This window comes from Rhodanobacter sp. OK091 (genome assembly GCF_900142825.1).
Lineage (GTDB): Bacteria > Pseudomonadota > Gammaproteobacteria > Xanthomonadales > Rhodanobacteraceae > Rhodanobacter.
The window spans coordinates 41,043-56,506 of the sequence record NZ_FRCH01000002.1 but is presented as its reverse complement, the minus strand read 5'-3'; the positions used below and the strand labels follow the sequence as shown (position 1 = coordinate 56,506).

Here is a 15,464-nt window from a genome sequence, read left to right as displayed (position 1 = left end):
CGGCTGTTCGCTGCCGGCTGATGACGCAGGATGGCAGGGTGAGTCGGGGGCACCACGGCGCCTCCGATTCGTATGCGGTATTTTTCATACATGATCTCGGCACCACTTGTAGCGCACTACTTTCAACCCTGACTGCCCCCGGGAATCACCTATGCGTCCATCTTGCTGCCTCGCCGTGCTTGCTCTCGGAATTTCCACGGCACTGACGGCGCATGCCGCGGTCGATCCATCGCTGTATCAAGGCCTGCATTGGCGCCTGATCGGGCCATTCCGCGGCGGTCGCGTGCTGACCGTGACGGGCATCGCCGGCGACAGCCGGCATTTCTACTTCGGTGCGGTGAACGGCGGCGTCTGGGCCACACAGGATGCCGGACGTACCTGGCAACCGATCTTCGACGATCAGCCGATGGGCTCGATCGGTGCGCTGGCACTGGCGCCGTCCGATCCGAAGACGATCTATGTGGGCACGGGCGAGGCCGACATGCGTTCGGACATCGCCCATGGCGACGGCATGTACAAGTCGATCGACGCCGGCAAGCACTGGACCCATATCGGCCTCGAGGACACCCGGCAGATCGCCGGCGTGCTGGTGGATCCGCGCAATCCCGACGTGGTGTTCACCGCGGCGCTCGGCCATGCGTATGGCGCCAACGCGGAGCGTGGCGTGTTCCGTTCCACCGACGGCGGCAAGCACTGGAGCAAGGTGCTGTTCAAGGACGCCGACACCGGCGCGATCGACCTCGCCTTCAAGCCCGGCGATCCGGACACGATCTACGCGGCGCTATGGCAGACCCGACGTCCACCATGGAGCGTGTATCCGCCATCGAACGGACCGGGCAGCGGCTTGTACGTATCGCATGACGGCGGCAGCCACTGGAGTCAGCTGCAGGGCAACGGCTTCCCTGTGCATCCCGGCCGCATCGGTATTGCGCTGGCGCCGAACCAGCCGAATCGCGTGTATGCGCTGGTGGATGCAGCCGGCGGTGAAGGCGGTCTGTATCGCTCCGACGACGGCGGCACGCACTGGAAGCACGTTACCGGCGACCAGCGTATCTGGCAGCGCGGCTGGTATTTCAATCGGCTCACCGTGGATCCGAAGAATGCCGACCGCGTATACGTGATGAACACCATCGTGTTGCGCTCGGACGACGGCGGCAAGCAGTTCATCGCGCTGAAGGGCGACCCCACCGGCGACGACTTCCACCAGATGTGGATCGACCCGACCGACTCCGATCGGCAGATCCTCGGTGTCGATCAGGGCACGCTGATCACGCTCAACGGCGGCCGCACGTGGAGCAGCTGGCTCAACCAGCCGACGGCGCAGATCTACCACGTCAGCACCGACAACCGCTTCCCGTACTGGGTCTACGGCGCGCAGCAGGATTCCGGCGCGGTCGCACTGCCCAGCCGTAGCGGCAGCGGCGATGGCATCACGATGGAGCAGTTCCACGAAATTACCCCGGGCGGCGAAAGCGGCATGATCGCTCCCGATCCCGATGACCACGACATCGTTTATGGCGGCACCGTCGACAAGCTCGATGCGCGCACCGGACAGGTTCGCGATATCGATCCCACCCTCGCCTACCCGACCGCTCACTATCGCGCCGCGTGGACGTTGCCGCTGACCTTCTCCAAACGCGACACGAAGGTGCTGTACTTCGCCAACCAGCGGCTGTTCCGCACCGCCGACGGCGGCGATCACTGGACGCCGATCAGTCCCGACCTCACCCGCGAGGATGCGGGTACGCCGTCGAGTCTCGACGCCACTACGGCCGCCGACGACAATCACGCGGACAAGCAGCGCGGTGTGATCTACACCATCGCGCCATCGCCGCTCTCCGCGCAGGCGCTATGGGTGGGCACCGACGACGGCCTGGTGTGGCGCAGCAACGACGACGGCACGCACTGGCAACAGGTGACGCCGAAGGCGCTCACGCCGTGGTCGAAGGTGACCGGCATCGAGTCCTCGCACTTCGACGCGAACATCGCGTATCTCGCGGTGGATCGCCATCGCCTCGACGACGACACGCCGTACCTCTATCGCACCTCCGATGGCGGCATCAATTGGACGCGCATCGACAACGGCATTCCGCGCGACAGCTTCGTCAATGTGGTGCGCGAGGATCCGCTGCGCCGCGGCCTGCTCTACGCCGGCACCGAGAAAGGCGTGTATGCGTCATTTGACGACGGCGCGCACTGGCAGCCGCTGCAGCAGAATTTGCCGATGACGTCGGTGCGCGACATCGACGTGCACGGCGACGACCTCGTGATCGCCACCCACGGCCGCGGGTTCTGGATCATGGACAACGTCAGCGCACTGCGGCAACTGGGCGGCATGCGCGCGGACATGGTCACCTTGTTCAAACCCGCCGATGCGATCCGCGTGCGCCCTGCGGGCTTCACCGGCACACCGTTCCCGAAAGACGAGCCGATGGCGGCGAACCCGCCCGACGGCGCGGTCATCGACTACGCGCTGCCGAAAGCGGTGAAGGCTGCGGTAACGCTGACGGTATTCGACGCGCAGGACCACAAGGTACGCAGCTTCAGCAGTGCCGACCCGATCACGGCAACGGACCCGACCAAGCTGGAAATAGCGCCCGAATGGGTACCCACACCGATGCGACTCTCGACGGCACCTGGCATGCATCGATTTGTCTGGGATCTGCGCTATCCGAAACCGGCCGCGGCCGCATCTTCCCGCGAAGCATCGGAACGTGGAGGCATATGGTCACCGCCGGGTCAATACACCGTCGAGCTCAACGTCGATGGCCACAGCTACAGGCAACCCTTGCTGGTGAAGCCCGACCCGCGCGTGCACGTTTCACAGGACGCTTTCCAGCGCGAGTTCGAGTTGGCGCGCAAGGTGGAAGAGGCTTCGACGCGCACCTCCGCAGCGAGTGCCGAAGCCGGCAAGCTGCTCAAGACGCTGGACGCGCGGGAGGCTCATGCCGATAGCAGCCTGCGAGCATCGATGGCTGCGCTGATGGACAAGATATCGGATCTGTCCGGCGTCGAGGCGCATCCCCATGCGGGCAATTCGATGCCCTCGCCACCGCACCGCATCGACAGCTTGCGCGCCTTGTCGATGAACCTGGCAAAACTCGAACAGGCGGTCGATGGCGCCGATGCCGACCCCAGCACCGATGCCCAGGCGTCGTATGCCGCGCTTTCGCAGACACTGGGCGGCACGCTCGACGCATGGCAGCAACTGAAACGCGTCGACGTGGCTGCACTCAATGCACAACTGAAGGCTGCCGGAGAGAGACCTGTCGACTTGTGACGACGGCACGCCACGCAGGCATCGCGTCTTGGTGCGGTGCCTGCGCCGTGCACGAATCCAGCAGGTAATCAGAAGGCTGTATGTACCTTGTCGACAGCATCGCGCCGGCTTGCCGGAATCTCGAACACCACCCGCAAACCGACACCGCCGGTACCGCATTCGGCGTGAATTCGCCCGTCGTGAAGCTGGATGATGCTGCGGCATATGGCGAGACCCAGGCCACTGCCGCGGTCTTCGGTGTTCACCTGGTTGAAGCGGACAAAACGCTCAAAGGCACGTTCGTATTGATCGTCCGAGAGTCCCGGCCCCTCGTCCTCGATGCTCACCCGCCAGATATTGCCCTCAAGTTCCGAGCGCAGCATGATCAGGCCTCCGGAGGGCGACATCCTTAGCGCATTGGTAAGGATATTCAGGACGACTTGACGCAACCAGCGCTCTTCGAAAGCGACCAGTCCCTCGCCGTGATGGGTGCAGTCGAAACGGCAGCCCTGGTGCTCGGTCAATGCCTGAACGTCCTGCTCGAAATTCCGCAAGAACCGGTGGGGATCCTGTATCACGAGATCCATGCGGATCCCCCGCGCTTCGGCACGCGAGAGGAACAGCAGCTCATCGACCATCTGGTTCACGCGAGCCAGTTCGTCCAGCTGGACGAGGACCGCCTCCTCGTGCGCCTGGCTCAGATTCCCTTCGACCAGCAATTTCTCGGCATGCAGCCTCACCAGCGAAAGCGGTGTCTTCAGCTCGTGCGATACCTCGGCCGTGAACTGGCGCACCTGGTTGAATGACGATTCCAGGCGATCGAACATCTGATTGAGCAAGGTAGCCAGATCCGAGATCTCGTCTTCGACACCGGTGACGGCGATGCGCTCGGTCAGGTTGTCGGAGCGGATGCGGTTGGCCGTTTCGCCGATCAGGCGAACCGGGCGCAGCATCACGCGGGACAATCCCAATCCGATCGCAATGCTGGCCAGCAGCATGCCGATGAGCAGGGCAAGGCACACCTCGGCGTAGGCGACCATGGTTCGCCGCACCTGGCCCATGGGCGTGCCGATGCTGACGTCGAACGGAGGCAATACGAACTCCGCGATTCGCAGCTCGCCGACACCCGGCATGGTCCCCTCGAAAACATGTTTTTTCGGTACATCCGGCAAGGGATTGCCGGTCAGGTTCTTCGAGCGAAACAGATTCCCGCGACTAGGTGAATCGATGCTTATGTAGAACAGTACCGACGCATATTCCGTGGTCTGGCGTATGCGCTCTTCGATAATTTCGCGATTAAGCGATGGATAGTCCGAGCCAAGACGTGCCCTGATCTGCTGGAACTCGGTGGCGTTCAGAAGATCCAGGTCGTGGACGATGTAGTTCTGCAGAAGCAGGTAGCCGGCGATGAACAGGCCGGCGACCGTCAGCGTGGCGCTCAATGCATACCAGAACGTGATGCGCGCACCGATCGACTTCATACCAGCTGATAACCGATCCCACGCAGTGTCTTGAACAGCGGCTCGGCCGGATTGGAGTCGAGTTTCATGCGCAGCCGGCTCATATAGACGTCCAGAAGGTTGTTGTCCGCCAGCCCTGGCCAGATCCTTTCGGAGATATACGAGCGGGTAAGCGTGCGTCCCACGTTCTGCATGAAGATTTCGAGCAGCGCGAATTCCCGGCTGGTGAGATCGACGTTTTGTTCCTTCAGCTTGACCGTGTGGCCGAGCAGATCCAGTCGCACGCAGCGATGCGTGATCACCGTTTGCTTGATCGCCGACTGGCGGCGCAGCAGCGAACGGACGTGAGCACGCAGCTCCTCGAAGCTGAAGGGTTTCGGCAGATAATCATCGGCACCGAGATCGAGCCCCTTGATGCGGTCCTCCACGCTGTCGCGTGCACTGAGGATCAGCACGGGTTCGTTGAAACCGGCCCGGCGCCATTCGGAAAGCAGATGCAGCCCGTCACCGTCCGGCAGGCTCAGATCGAGAATGATGACGTCGTAGTTGGTTTCCGCGAGTGCATCGCGCGCCTCACGGCAAGTGCCCACCCAGGTCACGGTGTAAGCACATTCGCTCAGTCCCTGTTTGAGAAACGCCCCCAGACGCCGTTGGTCTTCAACTATCAATACTTTCATGCTGCCCCCAGCCTCTTGGACACTGGCGCAACGAGTCTAGGATAGCGGCGCGAGGAACCGGTGACGCGCTGCACAATCCTCTTTTGCCATCGAGTCATCACACATGGTGGCCGCACAGATCGGCTGCGCATGGCGTTGTGCTGGCGTCAACGACACGAACCGAACCCTGAATTTTTTTTAAGAATGGCTACAGGTACCCGCAAGGTGACAAGTCTAGGGTGCAGCCATGCTTCAGATCGTCGAGGCGCGTTTCGATCAACCGGCTTTCTGCTTCATCCACGGGTGACGCCGATCGCCAGCAGCTGCGGCATAACCTCTCTACCCACCATCCAACCGTTGAGGAAAGCTTCCATGGTCCGTTCCGCATTGTTTCTGGCGACTGCCTTGCTGACCCCGTCGCTGTTTGCACAGGTTGCACCGAAGAGCTACGCACAGGAACTGGTGGACAGCACGCTCGCGGCACATCCCGACATCGCCATCATGGCCTTGCACGTAACGCCGCCGAAGCAGTCGGACAACATCATCATCGCTTCCAACATCGGCCGCATCGGCAAGAAAGCCGATGACGACGACATGAATGTCGTCAACAACGGCAAGACGAATCTTGAGGTCAACAAGGCTGGCGACCACTTCGAGGTCGAGCTGCCGCTGAAGGACGTCACCGGCGACCGCGTCGGCGCGCTCAGCATCGTGTATCCGTACAAGACAGGCGACGACAAGGCGGCACTGGAGAAGCGCGCCGAAGAAGTGCGTGACCAGCTGGGCCGGAAAATTTCCAACGTCGCCAATCTGACCCAGCCCTATCAATTCAATCCGGCCGTACCGACCAACACCTATGCACAGCAGTTGGTCGAACAGACCATGGCCGCGCATCCCAGGCTGCTGATCCTGATGCTGCATATCGTGCCGCCTGGCATGTCGACCAACGTGGTGGTGGGATCGAGCATCGGACGCTTCGGCAAGGCGGCCGACGAAGACGACATGCGTGCGATCAACACCGGCATTCCCAATCTCGAGGTCAACGGCAATCGCTTCGAGGTCGAGACGCGCCTGCTCGACGCCAAGGGCCAGACGCTCGGTGCGGCGGGCATCGTACTGCCGTACAAGCCGGGAGACGACAAAGCGGCGCTGCAGCGCGAGGGGTTTGCGATTCGCGACGAGCTGCGCGCGAAGATTCCCTCGCTGGCGAAACTGATGGAGTCCGCTCCGCCGGCACCGGCCGTTGCCGACGCCAATGCACCGGCAACGCTGATCGGGCGCAGCATCAGCTGGAAGCCTGAATACTCCGGTGACTTCGATCACTTCGGTGTCGACCTCAAGGGCAATCGCCTGTTTCTGGCGGCGGAAGATCATGGCACGCTCGAACTCTTCGACCTGCACACCGGCCAGCATGAGCGCACGCTCACCGGTTTCCAGACGCCGCACGCGATCATCTACCTGCCCGGGCACAACCGCCTGATCGTCACCGACAGCGGCAAGGGCATGACCAAGGTGCTCGATGCCACCACCTACAAGATCGTGGGCCACATCGCGCTGGAACCCGGCGCCGACACGGCCGAATACGACACCTCGACCGGTCATCTGTACATCGTTACCGGCGGCAAGGACGTGGACATGAAGGACTGCTTCCTCAACGAAGTGGATCCGCTTACCGGCCACCTGTACGCCAAGCTGCGGTTCGACTCGGACCACACCGAGGCAGTCAAGGACGAGCAGCATGGCGGCCGTCTGTTCGTGAACGTGGCCGACCACAACTACGTAGCCGTCGTCGACAAGAAGACGCTCAGGGTGATCGCCCGCTGGCCGCTCAGCGGCGCCCAGACCAATCTGACCATGGCGCTGGACGAAACCAACCATCGCCTGTTCGTCGGCACCCGCAACCCCGGCAAACTGCTCGTGCTCAACACCGACACCGGCGCCACCGTCGCCACTCTCGATACGCCGGCGACTTCGGACGGGCTTTTCTTCGATAGCGCCAGGAGGCGCGTGTATGTGCCCGGCGGCGACGGCTACCTGGGCGTATTCCAGCAGGTCACCCCCGATCTCTACGCAGCGCGGCCGCGCATCCCCAGCGCGGCCGGCGCCAAGTCGGGCATCGTGGTGCCTCAGCTGGACCGCCTTTACCTGGCGGCTTCGCCTGGGGAGCACGCCAAGGGTGGCGAAGTTTTGTGGTTCTCACTGGGAAAGAACTGAAGCAGGAAACCGAATACATCCTCTGCGCGCTGCCTTGGGAGATTGATGAATGAGGGAGGGCACGTTGCGCAGATTGTCCGAAACCTGACGTGATTCCTGGGGAGATACCATGCAGAACTATCCACGCAATGCGCTGTTCAGCGCGCTGGTCCTGAGCTTGGGCCTGGTTGGCCATGCCACGGCGGCAACTGTCGTCAGCGCCGACACGGGCACGTCGGTCAAGCAAAAGGAGGGGACCGCTGCGACGTCCTCAGCCAGCAAACCGCCGTCAGTCCCCAAGACCACCAATCTGCAGCAGGTCGTGGTCACGGGAACACTGTTGCCGATCGACCCCAACGCCGCAGCCGTTCCCGTCACGACCCTCGATGCGGACCAGCTCGGCCACACCGGTGTCTCGAGCAACATGCTAGAGACGTTGCGCAAGGTCGTTCCGGCCTTCGCCGGCCGCAGCAATGCCGGTGCGAGCAACGCGCAGAACCGTAACCAATTCACGGCCGGCGGCTCGCAGGTCGAGCTGCGCAACCTGCCGACGCTGGTGCTGGTCAACGGCCAGCGCATGGCGCTGGATGCGGTCGCAGGCCTGAGCGGCAGCAAGAATTTCGTCGACATCAGCCAGATTCCAGCCGCCGCGCTCGAGCGGGTCGACGTGCTCACCGACGGCGCTTCCTCGCTCTACGGCGCCGACGCCGTCGGCGGCGTGGTGAACTTCATCCTCAAGCGGGATTACCACGGCGTGACATTCGGCGCGCATTACGGCGTGGCGGATGGCGGCTACAAGGATCGTTCGGCGTTTGCGACGCTCGGCGGCGACATCGGTCCGGTGAACATCACGGCCACCGTCAGCGACGCCAAGACCAGCCCCCTTCTCCAGAGCGAGCGTTCGTTCACAAGCCCGATGTACGGTGCCGTTCCGGGCACGGGCCTGCCGGGCGTCGTCGCCGGGGGCAATTACGTACTGGCGCCGGGGCTGCTCACGCCGCCCGTCCCGACCGGCACCGCCGCGACCGCTGCCAGCTACGCGGCCCTGTCGCCGGGCGTCTACAACGCCACCAGCGCTTCACAGCTGTCCAAAGGATTCGACTATTCGAAATATGCAATGCTCCTGCAGCGGCAGGAGCACAAGAACCTTGTCGTGAACATGACCTCGCAGCCTTTCACCGACGACCAGATCGAGGCCTTCGGCGATGTGCTGATCTCGCAGAACAAGGTCCAATCCACCGCCTGGGCTGCTGCGGGCCAACCCTTCGCCCATGCCACGCTGACCGTTCCGGCCGGTGCCCCCTACAATCCGCTGACCACCGCAGCGACGGGCGTGACCTTCGCCGACAGGTCGCGGCCCAAACAGGTATTCGACACCACCGACGCTTATCGCTTCTCCTTCGGACTCGAGGGCAACCTGCCCTTCTCGTGGACCTGGCATACCAGCGTCGATTACAGCGAGAGCAAGCTGAGCGAGCGCGATACCAACCTGATTTTCACGCCTAATCTGGCACGGGCCGTCGCCGGCGGATACGACTCCAGCGGCAACGCGGTCGTCGGCGGCGCCTTCAGCAAGGTGTACGGCGGTTATTCGGTCAACAACCCGCTGGTACTGCAGCCGGCGCTCAATCCGTTTGCCGTGACCGGTAACCCAGCGGCCGCGCTGACCAACGTGCTCGGCACCGAGGTGCTGAATGGCGACAGCAAGCTCTACTCCTGGGATGCGCACGCCGTCGGCAAACTGTTCGAGCTGCCCGCGGGGCGTGTGAACCTCGCGATCGGAGTCAGCTGGCGGCGTGAAGAGGTTTCCGGCCATGCCGATCCGAATGGCCGCGTCACCGACCCGGTCACTGGCTCTACCGCCGGCAACGACCAGAACTGGAGCGGCGGCATGTTCACCGATCCGTTCAATCACGGGCGCAACGTAAGCGCGGTGTACGCCGAGACGCTGATCCCGATCACCTCGAGCAGCATGAATATCCCCGGCCTGCACGAGTTCGATCTCACCGCCGCCAGCCGCTTCGAGCACTACAGCGACGCCGGTAGCAGCAATTCGCCGAAGCTGGGGTTCCGTTGGGAGCCCATCGACAACCAGCTCGTGCTTCATGGCACCTACACGAAGTCGTTCGCCGCGCCACCGCTGTATCAGGCCTACGGGCCGTTCGACACCCGTCCGGTGACCGACCGTCTCATCGGCATTGTGTTCGGCAGCCAGTACGGCGTCGGGAACACCTTCAACGGCGAAGACGGCGTCAACCCGTCGCTCAAGCCGTCGACCTCGACGTCGCGTTCCATCGGCTTCGAATTCCGTCCGAAGTTCATCAAGGGCCTCATGCTCACCGCGGACTACTCCTCGATCACCGTGCGCGGTTTCCCGGGTGGCGCGGACTTCACCACCATCCTGCAATCGGTCAACGCTTCGGGTTCCGCCTCGAAGTACTTCGACAGCGTCAGCACGGGCAACTTCACCAACCTCGGCGGTACCGATCCGTTCGGAACCCCCGGATCACTGAAGGCTTTCCTGACCAATCCGGCCACCGGCCTGCCCGATCCGAGCAAATACTCGCAACTCTACGTCATCGACCGGTTCCGCAACCAGAGCGTCCTGATCGAGCACTCCTGGATGCTGGGATTGGACTACGCCGTTCCCACGAACCATTACGGAACCTGGACCTTTTCCAGCAAGGGGATGTTGTTCAATTCGTACAAGTTCCAGCGCTTCGCGGGCGGTTCGTACCAGCAGTACGCGGGCAACGCCAGCAACATCGGCGTGTTCGCCGGGACGCTGCCGAAGGCGAGTTTCTACTCGACGCTCGACTGGTCCTACGGAAACCTGGACCTCACGCTGGCGAACAACTACACCTCCTATGTCAATGACACGGGCGCCGCCGGTACTCTCCCGGGTATTCGGGTGCCTAGCTACAGCGTGTGGGATCTGCGCGGCTCGTACACATGGACCCTCGGCGGGGACGACAGCGACCGGAGCATCGGGCTCGCCCTTGGCGTGAACAACATAGCCAACAAGATGCCACCCATCTTCCCGCGTGCGTTCACGAACCAGTTCACCACCAGCGATATCGGCACATATTCCCCCATCGGCCGGATGGTATATGCGGAAGTGAAAGTATCCCTCTGAGTTTGAGACCTGCCGCGGATGATGCCCTCGCCCGCGCCTTGAGTCCCGTCGCCGATCGCGCCGGGGATCACTCCCATCACCGACAGGTAAAACAACGTGTCCGAAATTGCCTCTGCCAGGATCGCGGCCCGCCTCGACAGACTGCCGCCATCGCGAGCGGTATGGACCATCGTCATCCTGATTTCGTTGGGCGGCGTCTTTGAATTCTACGACCTGTTTTTCACCGGCTATGTGGCGCCGGGGATGATCAAGTCGGGCCTCTTCACACCGCAGTCGCTGGGATTTTTTGCCGCACTCGACAGCATCAAGATCGCAGGCTTCGGCACGTTCGTCTTCAGCACGTTCGCCGGCCTGTGGTTCGGCGTGGTGCTGCTGGGCCATCTGCCGGACCGCTTTGGCCGACGGCCGGTATTCACTTGGTCGCTGATCTGGTACGTCGCCTGCACCGCCATCATGGCGTTTCAAAGAACCGGCGAGATGCTGAACATCTGGCGTTTCATCGCGGGCATCGGCTTCGCCGTGCAACTGGTCACTATCGACACGTATATCTCGGAACTGATTCCGGGCGCCGAACGTGGCCGGGCTTTTTCGATCAACCAGTTCATCACCTTCTGCGTGGTCCCCGTCGTCGCCCTGCTGGCGTGGCTGCTGGTGCCACTCAGGCCATTCGACTTCGACGGCTGGCGGTGGGTCGTGCTGATCGGTTCCATCGGCGCGGGGGTGGTGTGGCTGCTTGTCCGCAGGATACCGGAGAGCCCGCGCTGGCTTGCCTTGAAAGGGCGTGTCGACGAAGCGGAAGCGGTGATCTCGACGATCGAAAGAAAGGTCCGCGCGGAAACAGGTCTTGACTTGCCGCAGCCCCGGCAGGAGTCGACCGAAGAGAAAAGCGGCGGGAGATTTCTGGAAATATTCTCGGCGACTTATCGAAAGCGCACGCTGATGCTGTCGGTATTCAACATGGCGCAGGTAATCGGTTTCTACGGCTTTGCCGCGTGGGTGCCCACTCTGCTGATCGCCCGCGGCATCACCTTGACGCACAGCCTCGAATACTCGTTCGTCATCGCGATAGCCAATCCCTTCGGGCCGCTGCTGGGCACGCTGTTTGCCGATCGTGTCGAGCGGAAGCTGCAGATCATCCTGGGACTGGTCGTCATGGGGCTCGCGATGCTGGCCTTCTCGCAAGTCAGCAGTGCTCCCCTCCTGATTGCCCTCGGCGTGCTGTTCACGCTGGCCGCCAACGTGATGTCGTACGCGTACCACAGCTATCAGGCGGAGCTCTATCCCACCCGCATCCGAGCCCGCGCCATCGGCTTTGTCTATTCATGGAGCCGGCTGGCCGCCGCCTTTGCAGGCCTCGCCGTCGGCTATTTCCTGAATGCCGGTGGCGTACTTGCCGTAGCCGTATTCATCGCCATCGCGATGGTCACCGGCATCGCCGTCATCGGCGTGTTCGGCCCAACCACCAAGGGCATGGCCCTCGAAAGAATCAATCATTGATTCCAGCGATCGGGAACAAGCGATCACGGATATTGCCGACACAAAAAAAACGGGACCGGTGAGGGCCGGCCCCGCTGGGGATCAATCGAGCCCGCTGGGGATCAATCGAGTTTGTAGTCGAATGTCACCGACACTTCACGGCCGACGTAACTGGCATTGTTCAACGTCGGGATGAATTCGAAGCCACCTGCGTAATACGGAATCTTGCCGATGTTGTTGAAGATGTTGGAGACGTTGAGGCTGACCTTCATGCGGTCATCGAAGCGATAGCCGACGTTGGTGCTCCAAGTGATCCACGCAGGCACGTGTCCGAAATACATGGTGCAATCGGGATCGCCGACACTCGGACGAATACCGTTGGGCAGGGAGTTGCAGCTACCGAAGTTGGGCGCACGGACACGGCCGGTACGGTCTCCATACAAGGTCGCATCCCATGCACCCCGCCGCCAGTTGACGGTGCCGCGCACCTTGCTTGCCGCATGCTGGTAGCGGGTGTTGAGAAGCGGGTCCGAGGCCAGCGTGCGTTCCTTGTACGAGAGGTTGTCGGTGTAGTCGATGCTGAGGTTGAAATTACCCAGGTTGGTGGTTCTCAGCGCGTAGGCCAGAGATGCATCGATACCCGTGACGGTCAGCAGGCTCTCGTTGATGGCGCCGCTGTACACCGCGGTGATGTTGCCGTTGGCGTCGCGCTTGACGTTGGCGATCACATTTTGGCAATAGGATGACCCCTGCGGATGGGCAATATAGTTTCCAATATAGTTGCCGCTGCTGTCGAAGGTGTGGCCAGTGCGGCAACCCGCCTCATCCGTCAGCACGTCGCTCTGGCCCACGTTCACGATGCCGTTGTTGATGCCGATACGCCAGTAGTCGGCCGACAGCGACAAGCCGTCCACGCCCGGGATTTGCCACACGAAACCGTAGGTCCAGGACTTGCCGGTTTCGTTGTTCAGGCTTGGGCCACCGGACAGGTACGAGCTGAAATAGGTGTTGTGCTGGAACGGCTGACAAGTCGTAGCGCCAGCAGTCACGCACTGATAGGGGTCGGCGTAGATGCCGACCTGCGACACCGACGGATTCTTGTAGATGTACTGCATGTCGGGCGCATGGAAGTTGGTGCCATAGGATCCGCGCAGCAGCAGTCCCTCATAAGGGCGATACTCGAGCGAACTGCCCCAGGTACGCGCCACGTCCGCGGCGCTGGCGTCACGATACTTGTCCAGTCGTCCGGACAGAGTCCATGTCAGGTTGGACAGCAACGGAATGCGCAGCTCCGAACCGAGCGATACGCGATTGCGCGTGCCGCCGCCGGTGATGTAATCCTGGAACGGGTCGCCGAAAGTGGTGGTATTGCCGCGTGGATCCGGCGACAACTTGAATCCCTGGTGCACCGCTTCCAGCACCGTGGCAAAACCCACCGAACCAGCCCAGGTCTTGAACAGCTCGTCGGTATTGACGTTCAGCGACGCCTGATCCATCCAGCTCACGGCGGTGTTTTCGCCCACGACGCCGAACGAGTGGTATTGCGCCGGTGTGATCGGATTCCAGAAACGTCCCGAATTGAGTGCGTAAACCGGCAACGTGTTGCCGCCCACGCTGGTGGTTCCGAGCTGCGGGCCAAAAAAGAAGTCGAACATGCCTTGTTCGTTGAGGCCCGTATAGCGTTCGTGCACGATGTACTTGTTGGTACCCAGATTGAAGTCCCAGTTGAAGCGACCGTCCAGGAACGTGCCGCGCAACCCGGCATGGATGTCCCAGTTCTGCTCTTTGTCGTGCGTGTTGCCGTAGCTGCCCAATTCCTTCGGCGTGAGCTGGCGAAAGTAGTTGCTGATCACCTGACCGCTGGTCTGATCGTAGAAATTGTTCGGCAGGCCGCCCATCGCGTAGAGGAACGGCAACTCGGTATTGGACGTGCCCAGGGTGTCCCATAGCCCTATCGAGCCATAGGCCTGCAGGCCGTTTCCGAAATCGTAGTCGCCAGCCACATAGGCATCTTTGTTGTCGCTGCCCGGGGTCAACACCCAGTTGCTGAACAGCGCCGGCTGCGTGCAGTAAGTACCATGGTCAGTGACATTGGTCGGGTCGACCGTATGGCCGTTGGTGGCGACCGTCTTGTAGTCGTGCAGCGCGAAGTTGTTGCCGAACTGGTTGCAGGCGCCGGCCGGCGGTGCAATGTAGTTGCCGTTGGCGTCGTAGAGAGACAGGCCGTCATAAGTCTTATAGCCGAACAACCTCGCGTTCTGGTCGTAGGCACCGTAGCCCGCATCGGCTTCCGAGTCGGAATACGGGCGGTCGCGTCCGAACAACCCGCTGCGATGGGAGCGCTCCAGGTTGTAGACCACATGCCAGTGGTCGCCGGACTTGCCGCCAACGAGATTGAAATCGCCGTAGTCGCGCCCGCCGCGGGTGGCCCCACCCAGCGTCATTTGCACGTCGTCGCCCTGGTATTGCTTCTTCAGGATGATGTTGACCACGCCGGCGACAGCATCCGAGCCGTACAGCGACGACGCGCCCGTGGCCAGGATTTCGATGCGATCGATCATCCCGGTCGGGATGTTGTTGAAGTTCTGGAAGTTGGTGCTGGCGTGGGCCGACTGCGGGTAGTCGCTGACCCGATGGCCGTCGATCAGCAACAAGCTGCGCCCCGAACCCAGGTTGCGCAGGTTGAGCTGCCGCGCGTTGACCGAACTGCTGCCCCACGATGGCGGTGTTTCGGCGACACCGGTCTGGGTGATGGAATTCATCAACTCGTAGACCGTGGTGAAGCCTTCCTGCTTGAGCTGCGCGCCGCTGATGGTGATGACCGGGGTCGCGCCTTCGACCTCTACACGCGGAATCAGCGAACCGGTGACCACGACCTTCTGCAGCGTGGTCGTGTCTTTCTTTTTCGCCGCATCTTGCTGCGTGGTTGGCTGCTGACTGCCGTCTGGTGGTGTTGCCGTTTGCGCCGCCACTGACAGAGGCGCAAAGAATACCAATGCCAGTGCACTCGCAAGCACACTGCGCCTGAAACCGATGTTGCTCATGGTCGACTCTCCCCGAGGAAACCCAGATTGCGAAAAATCCAGCGCCCTCCCGCCAGACCTGCTGTCTAAAAAACCGGCTCCGATCCGAAGAACAGCCGACTGACGGCCCCCGAACCACGGCATTTAGATCGATCTATATTTATCGCGTCTCCCTTTTCTCCGCAACCCTGCAATGCAGCATAAGCGTCGCCGTGGCGGCGATTTCCAGCCGCCGCTTCGAAGGATTTTCCCGCCAATTCA

The 15,464-nt window shown here is 62.0% G+C and carries 7 protein-coding genes; 4 read left to right on the top strand and 3 right to left on the bottom strand.

Features of this window, described 5'->3' with window-relative positions; genetic code table 11:
- Window positions 1-151 precede the first annotated feature (151 nt).
- Entirely contained in the window at window positions 152-3,280 is a 3,129-nt protein-coding gene (locus tag BUA26_RS09815) for a WD40/YVTN/BNR-like repeat-containing protein (RefSeq protein ID WP_072760343.1), read from the top strand.
- A 68-nt stretch (window positions 3,281-3,348) separates the two neighbouring features.
- On the opposite strand, the gene BUA26_RS09810 is transcribed toward BUA26_RS09815, so the two are convergent.
- Both BUA26_RS09810 and BUA26_RS09805 read right to left on the bottom strand, forming a co-directional pair.
- The gene (locus BUA26_RS09810; RefSeq protein ID WP_255368253.1) at window positions 3,349-4,701 is read right to left on the bottom strand and encodes a sensor histidine kinase; all 1,353 of its coding nucleotides are present in this window, start codon (window positions 4,699-4,701) and stop codon (window positions 3,349-3,351) included.
- A 35-nt stretch (window positions 4,702-4,736) separates the two neighbouring features.
- The gene (locus tag BUA26_RS09805; protein ID WP_072760339.1) at window positions 4,737-5,396 is read right to left on the bottom strand and encodes a response regulator transcription factor; all 660 of its coding nucleotides are present in this window, start codon (window positions 5,394-5,396) and stop codon (window positions 4,737-4,739) included.
- 351 nt (window positions 5,397-5,747) lie between these two features.
- On the opposite strand from BUA26_RS09805, the gene BUA26_RS19700 reads away from it, so the two are divergent.
- The 3 genes from BUA26_RS19700 (at window position 5,748) to BUA26_RS09790 (ending at window position 12,201) form a co-directional block, all read left to right on the top strand.
- Complete coding sequence (locus BUA26_RS19700; RefSeq protein WP_083572968.1) at window positions 5,748-7,589, top strand: YncE family protein; 1,842 nt, start codon at window positions 5,748-5,750, stop codon at window positions 7,587-7,589.
- A 109-nt stretch (window positions 7,590-7,698) separates the two neighbouring features.
- The gene (locus BUA26_RS09795) at window positions 7,699-10,704 is read left to right on the top strand and encodes a TonB-dependent receptor plug domain-containing protein (protein ID WP_072760337.1); all 3,006 of its coding nucleotides are present in this window, start codon (window positions 7,699-7,701) and stop codon (window positions 10,702-10,704) included.
- A 96-nt stretch (window positions 10,705-10,800) separates the two neighbouring features.
- A complete protein-coding gene (locus BUA26_RS09790) occupies window positions 10,801-12,201 on the top strand; it encodes an MFS transporter (RefSeq protein ID WP_072760335.1) in 1,401 nt (466 codons plus the stop codon).
- 101 nt (window positions 12,202-12,302) lie between these two features.
- Here BUA26_RS09790 and BUA26_RS09785 read toward each other — a convergent pair whose 3' ends face one another.
- Window positions 12,303-15,224, bottom strand: a complete 2,922-nt coding sequence (locus tag BUA26_RS09785; RefSeq protein ID WP_083572967.1) for a TonB-dependent receptor domain-containing protein — start codon at window positions 15,222-15,224, stop codon at window positions 12,303-12,305.
- Window positions 15,225-15,464 lie beyond the last annotated feature (240 nt).

Coding starts and splice junctions, on each gene's coding strand:
- BUA26_RS09795 (WP_072760337.1), top strand. CDS start 7,699: ATGCAGAACTATCCACGCAATGCGCTGTTCAGCGCGCTGGTCCTGAGC.
- BUA26_RS09785 (WP_083572967.1), bottom strand. CDS start 15,224: ATGAGCAACATCGGTTTCAGGCGCAGTGTGCTTGCGAGTGCACTGGCA.
- BUA26_RS09815 (WP_072760343.1), top strand. CDS start 152: ATGCGTCCATCTTGCTGCCTCGCCGTGCTTGCTCTCGGAATTTCCACG.
- BUA26_RS09805 (WP_072760339.1), bottom strand. CDS start 5,396: ATGAAAGTATTGATAGTTGAAGACCAACGGCGTCTGGGGGCGTTTCTC.
- BUA26_RS19700 (WP_083572968.1), top strand. CDS start 5,748: ATGGTCCGTTCCGCATTGTTTCTGGCGACTGCCTTGCTGACCCCGTCG.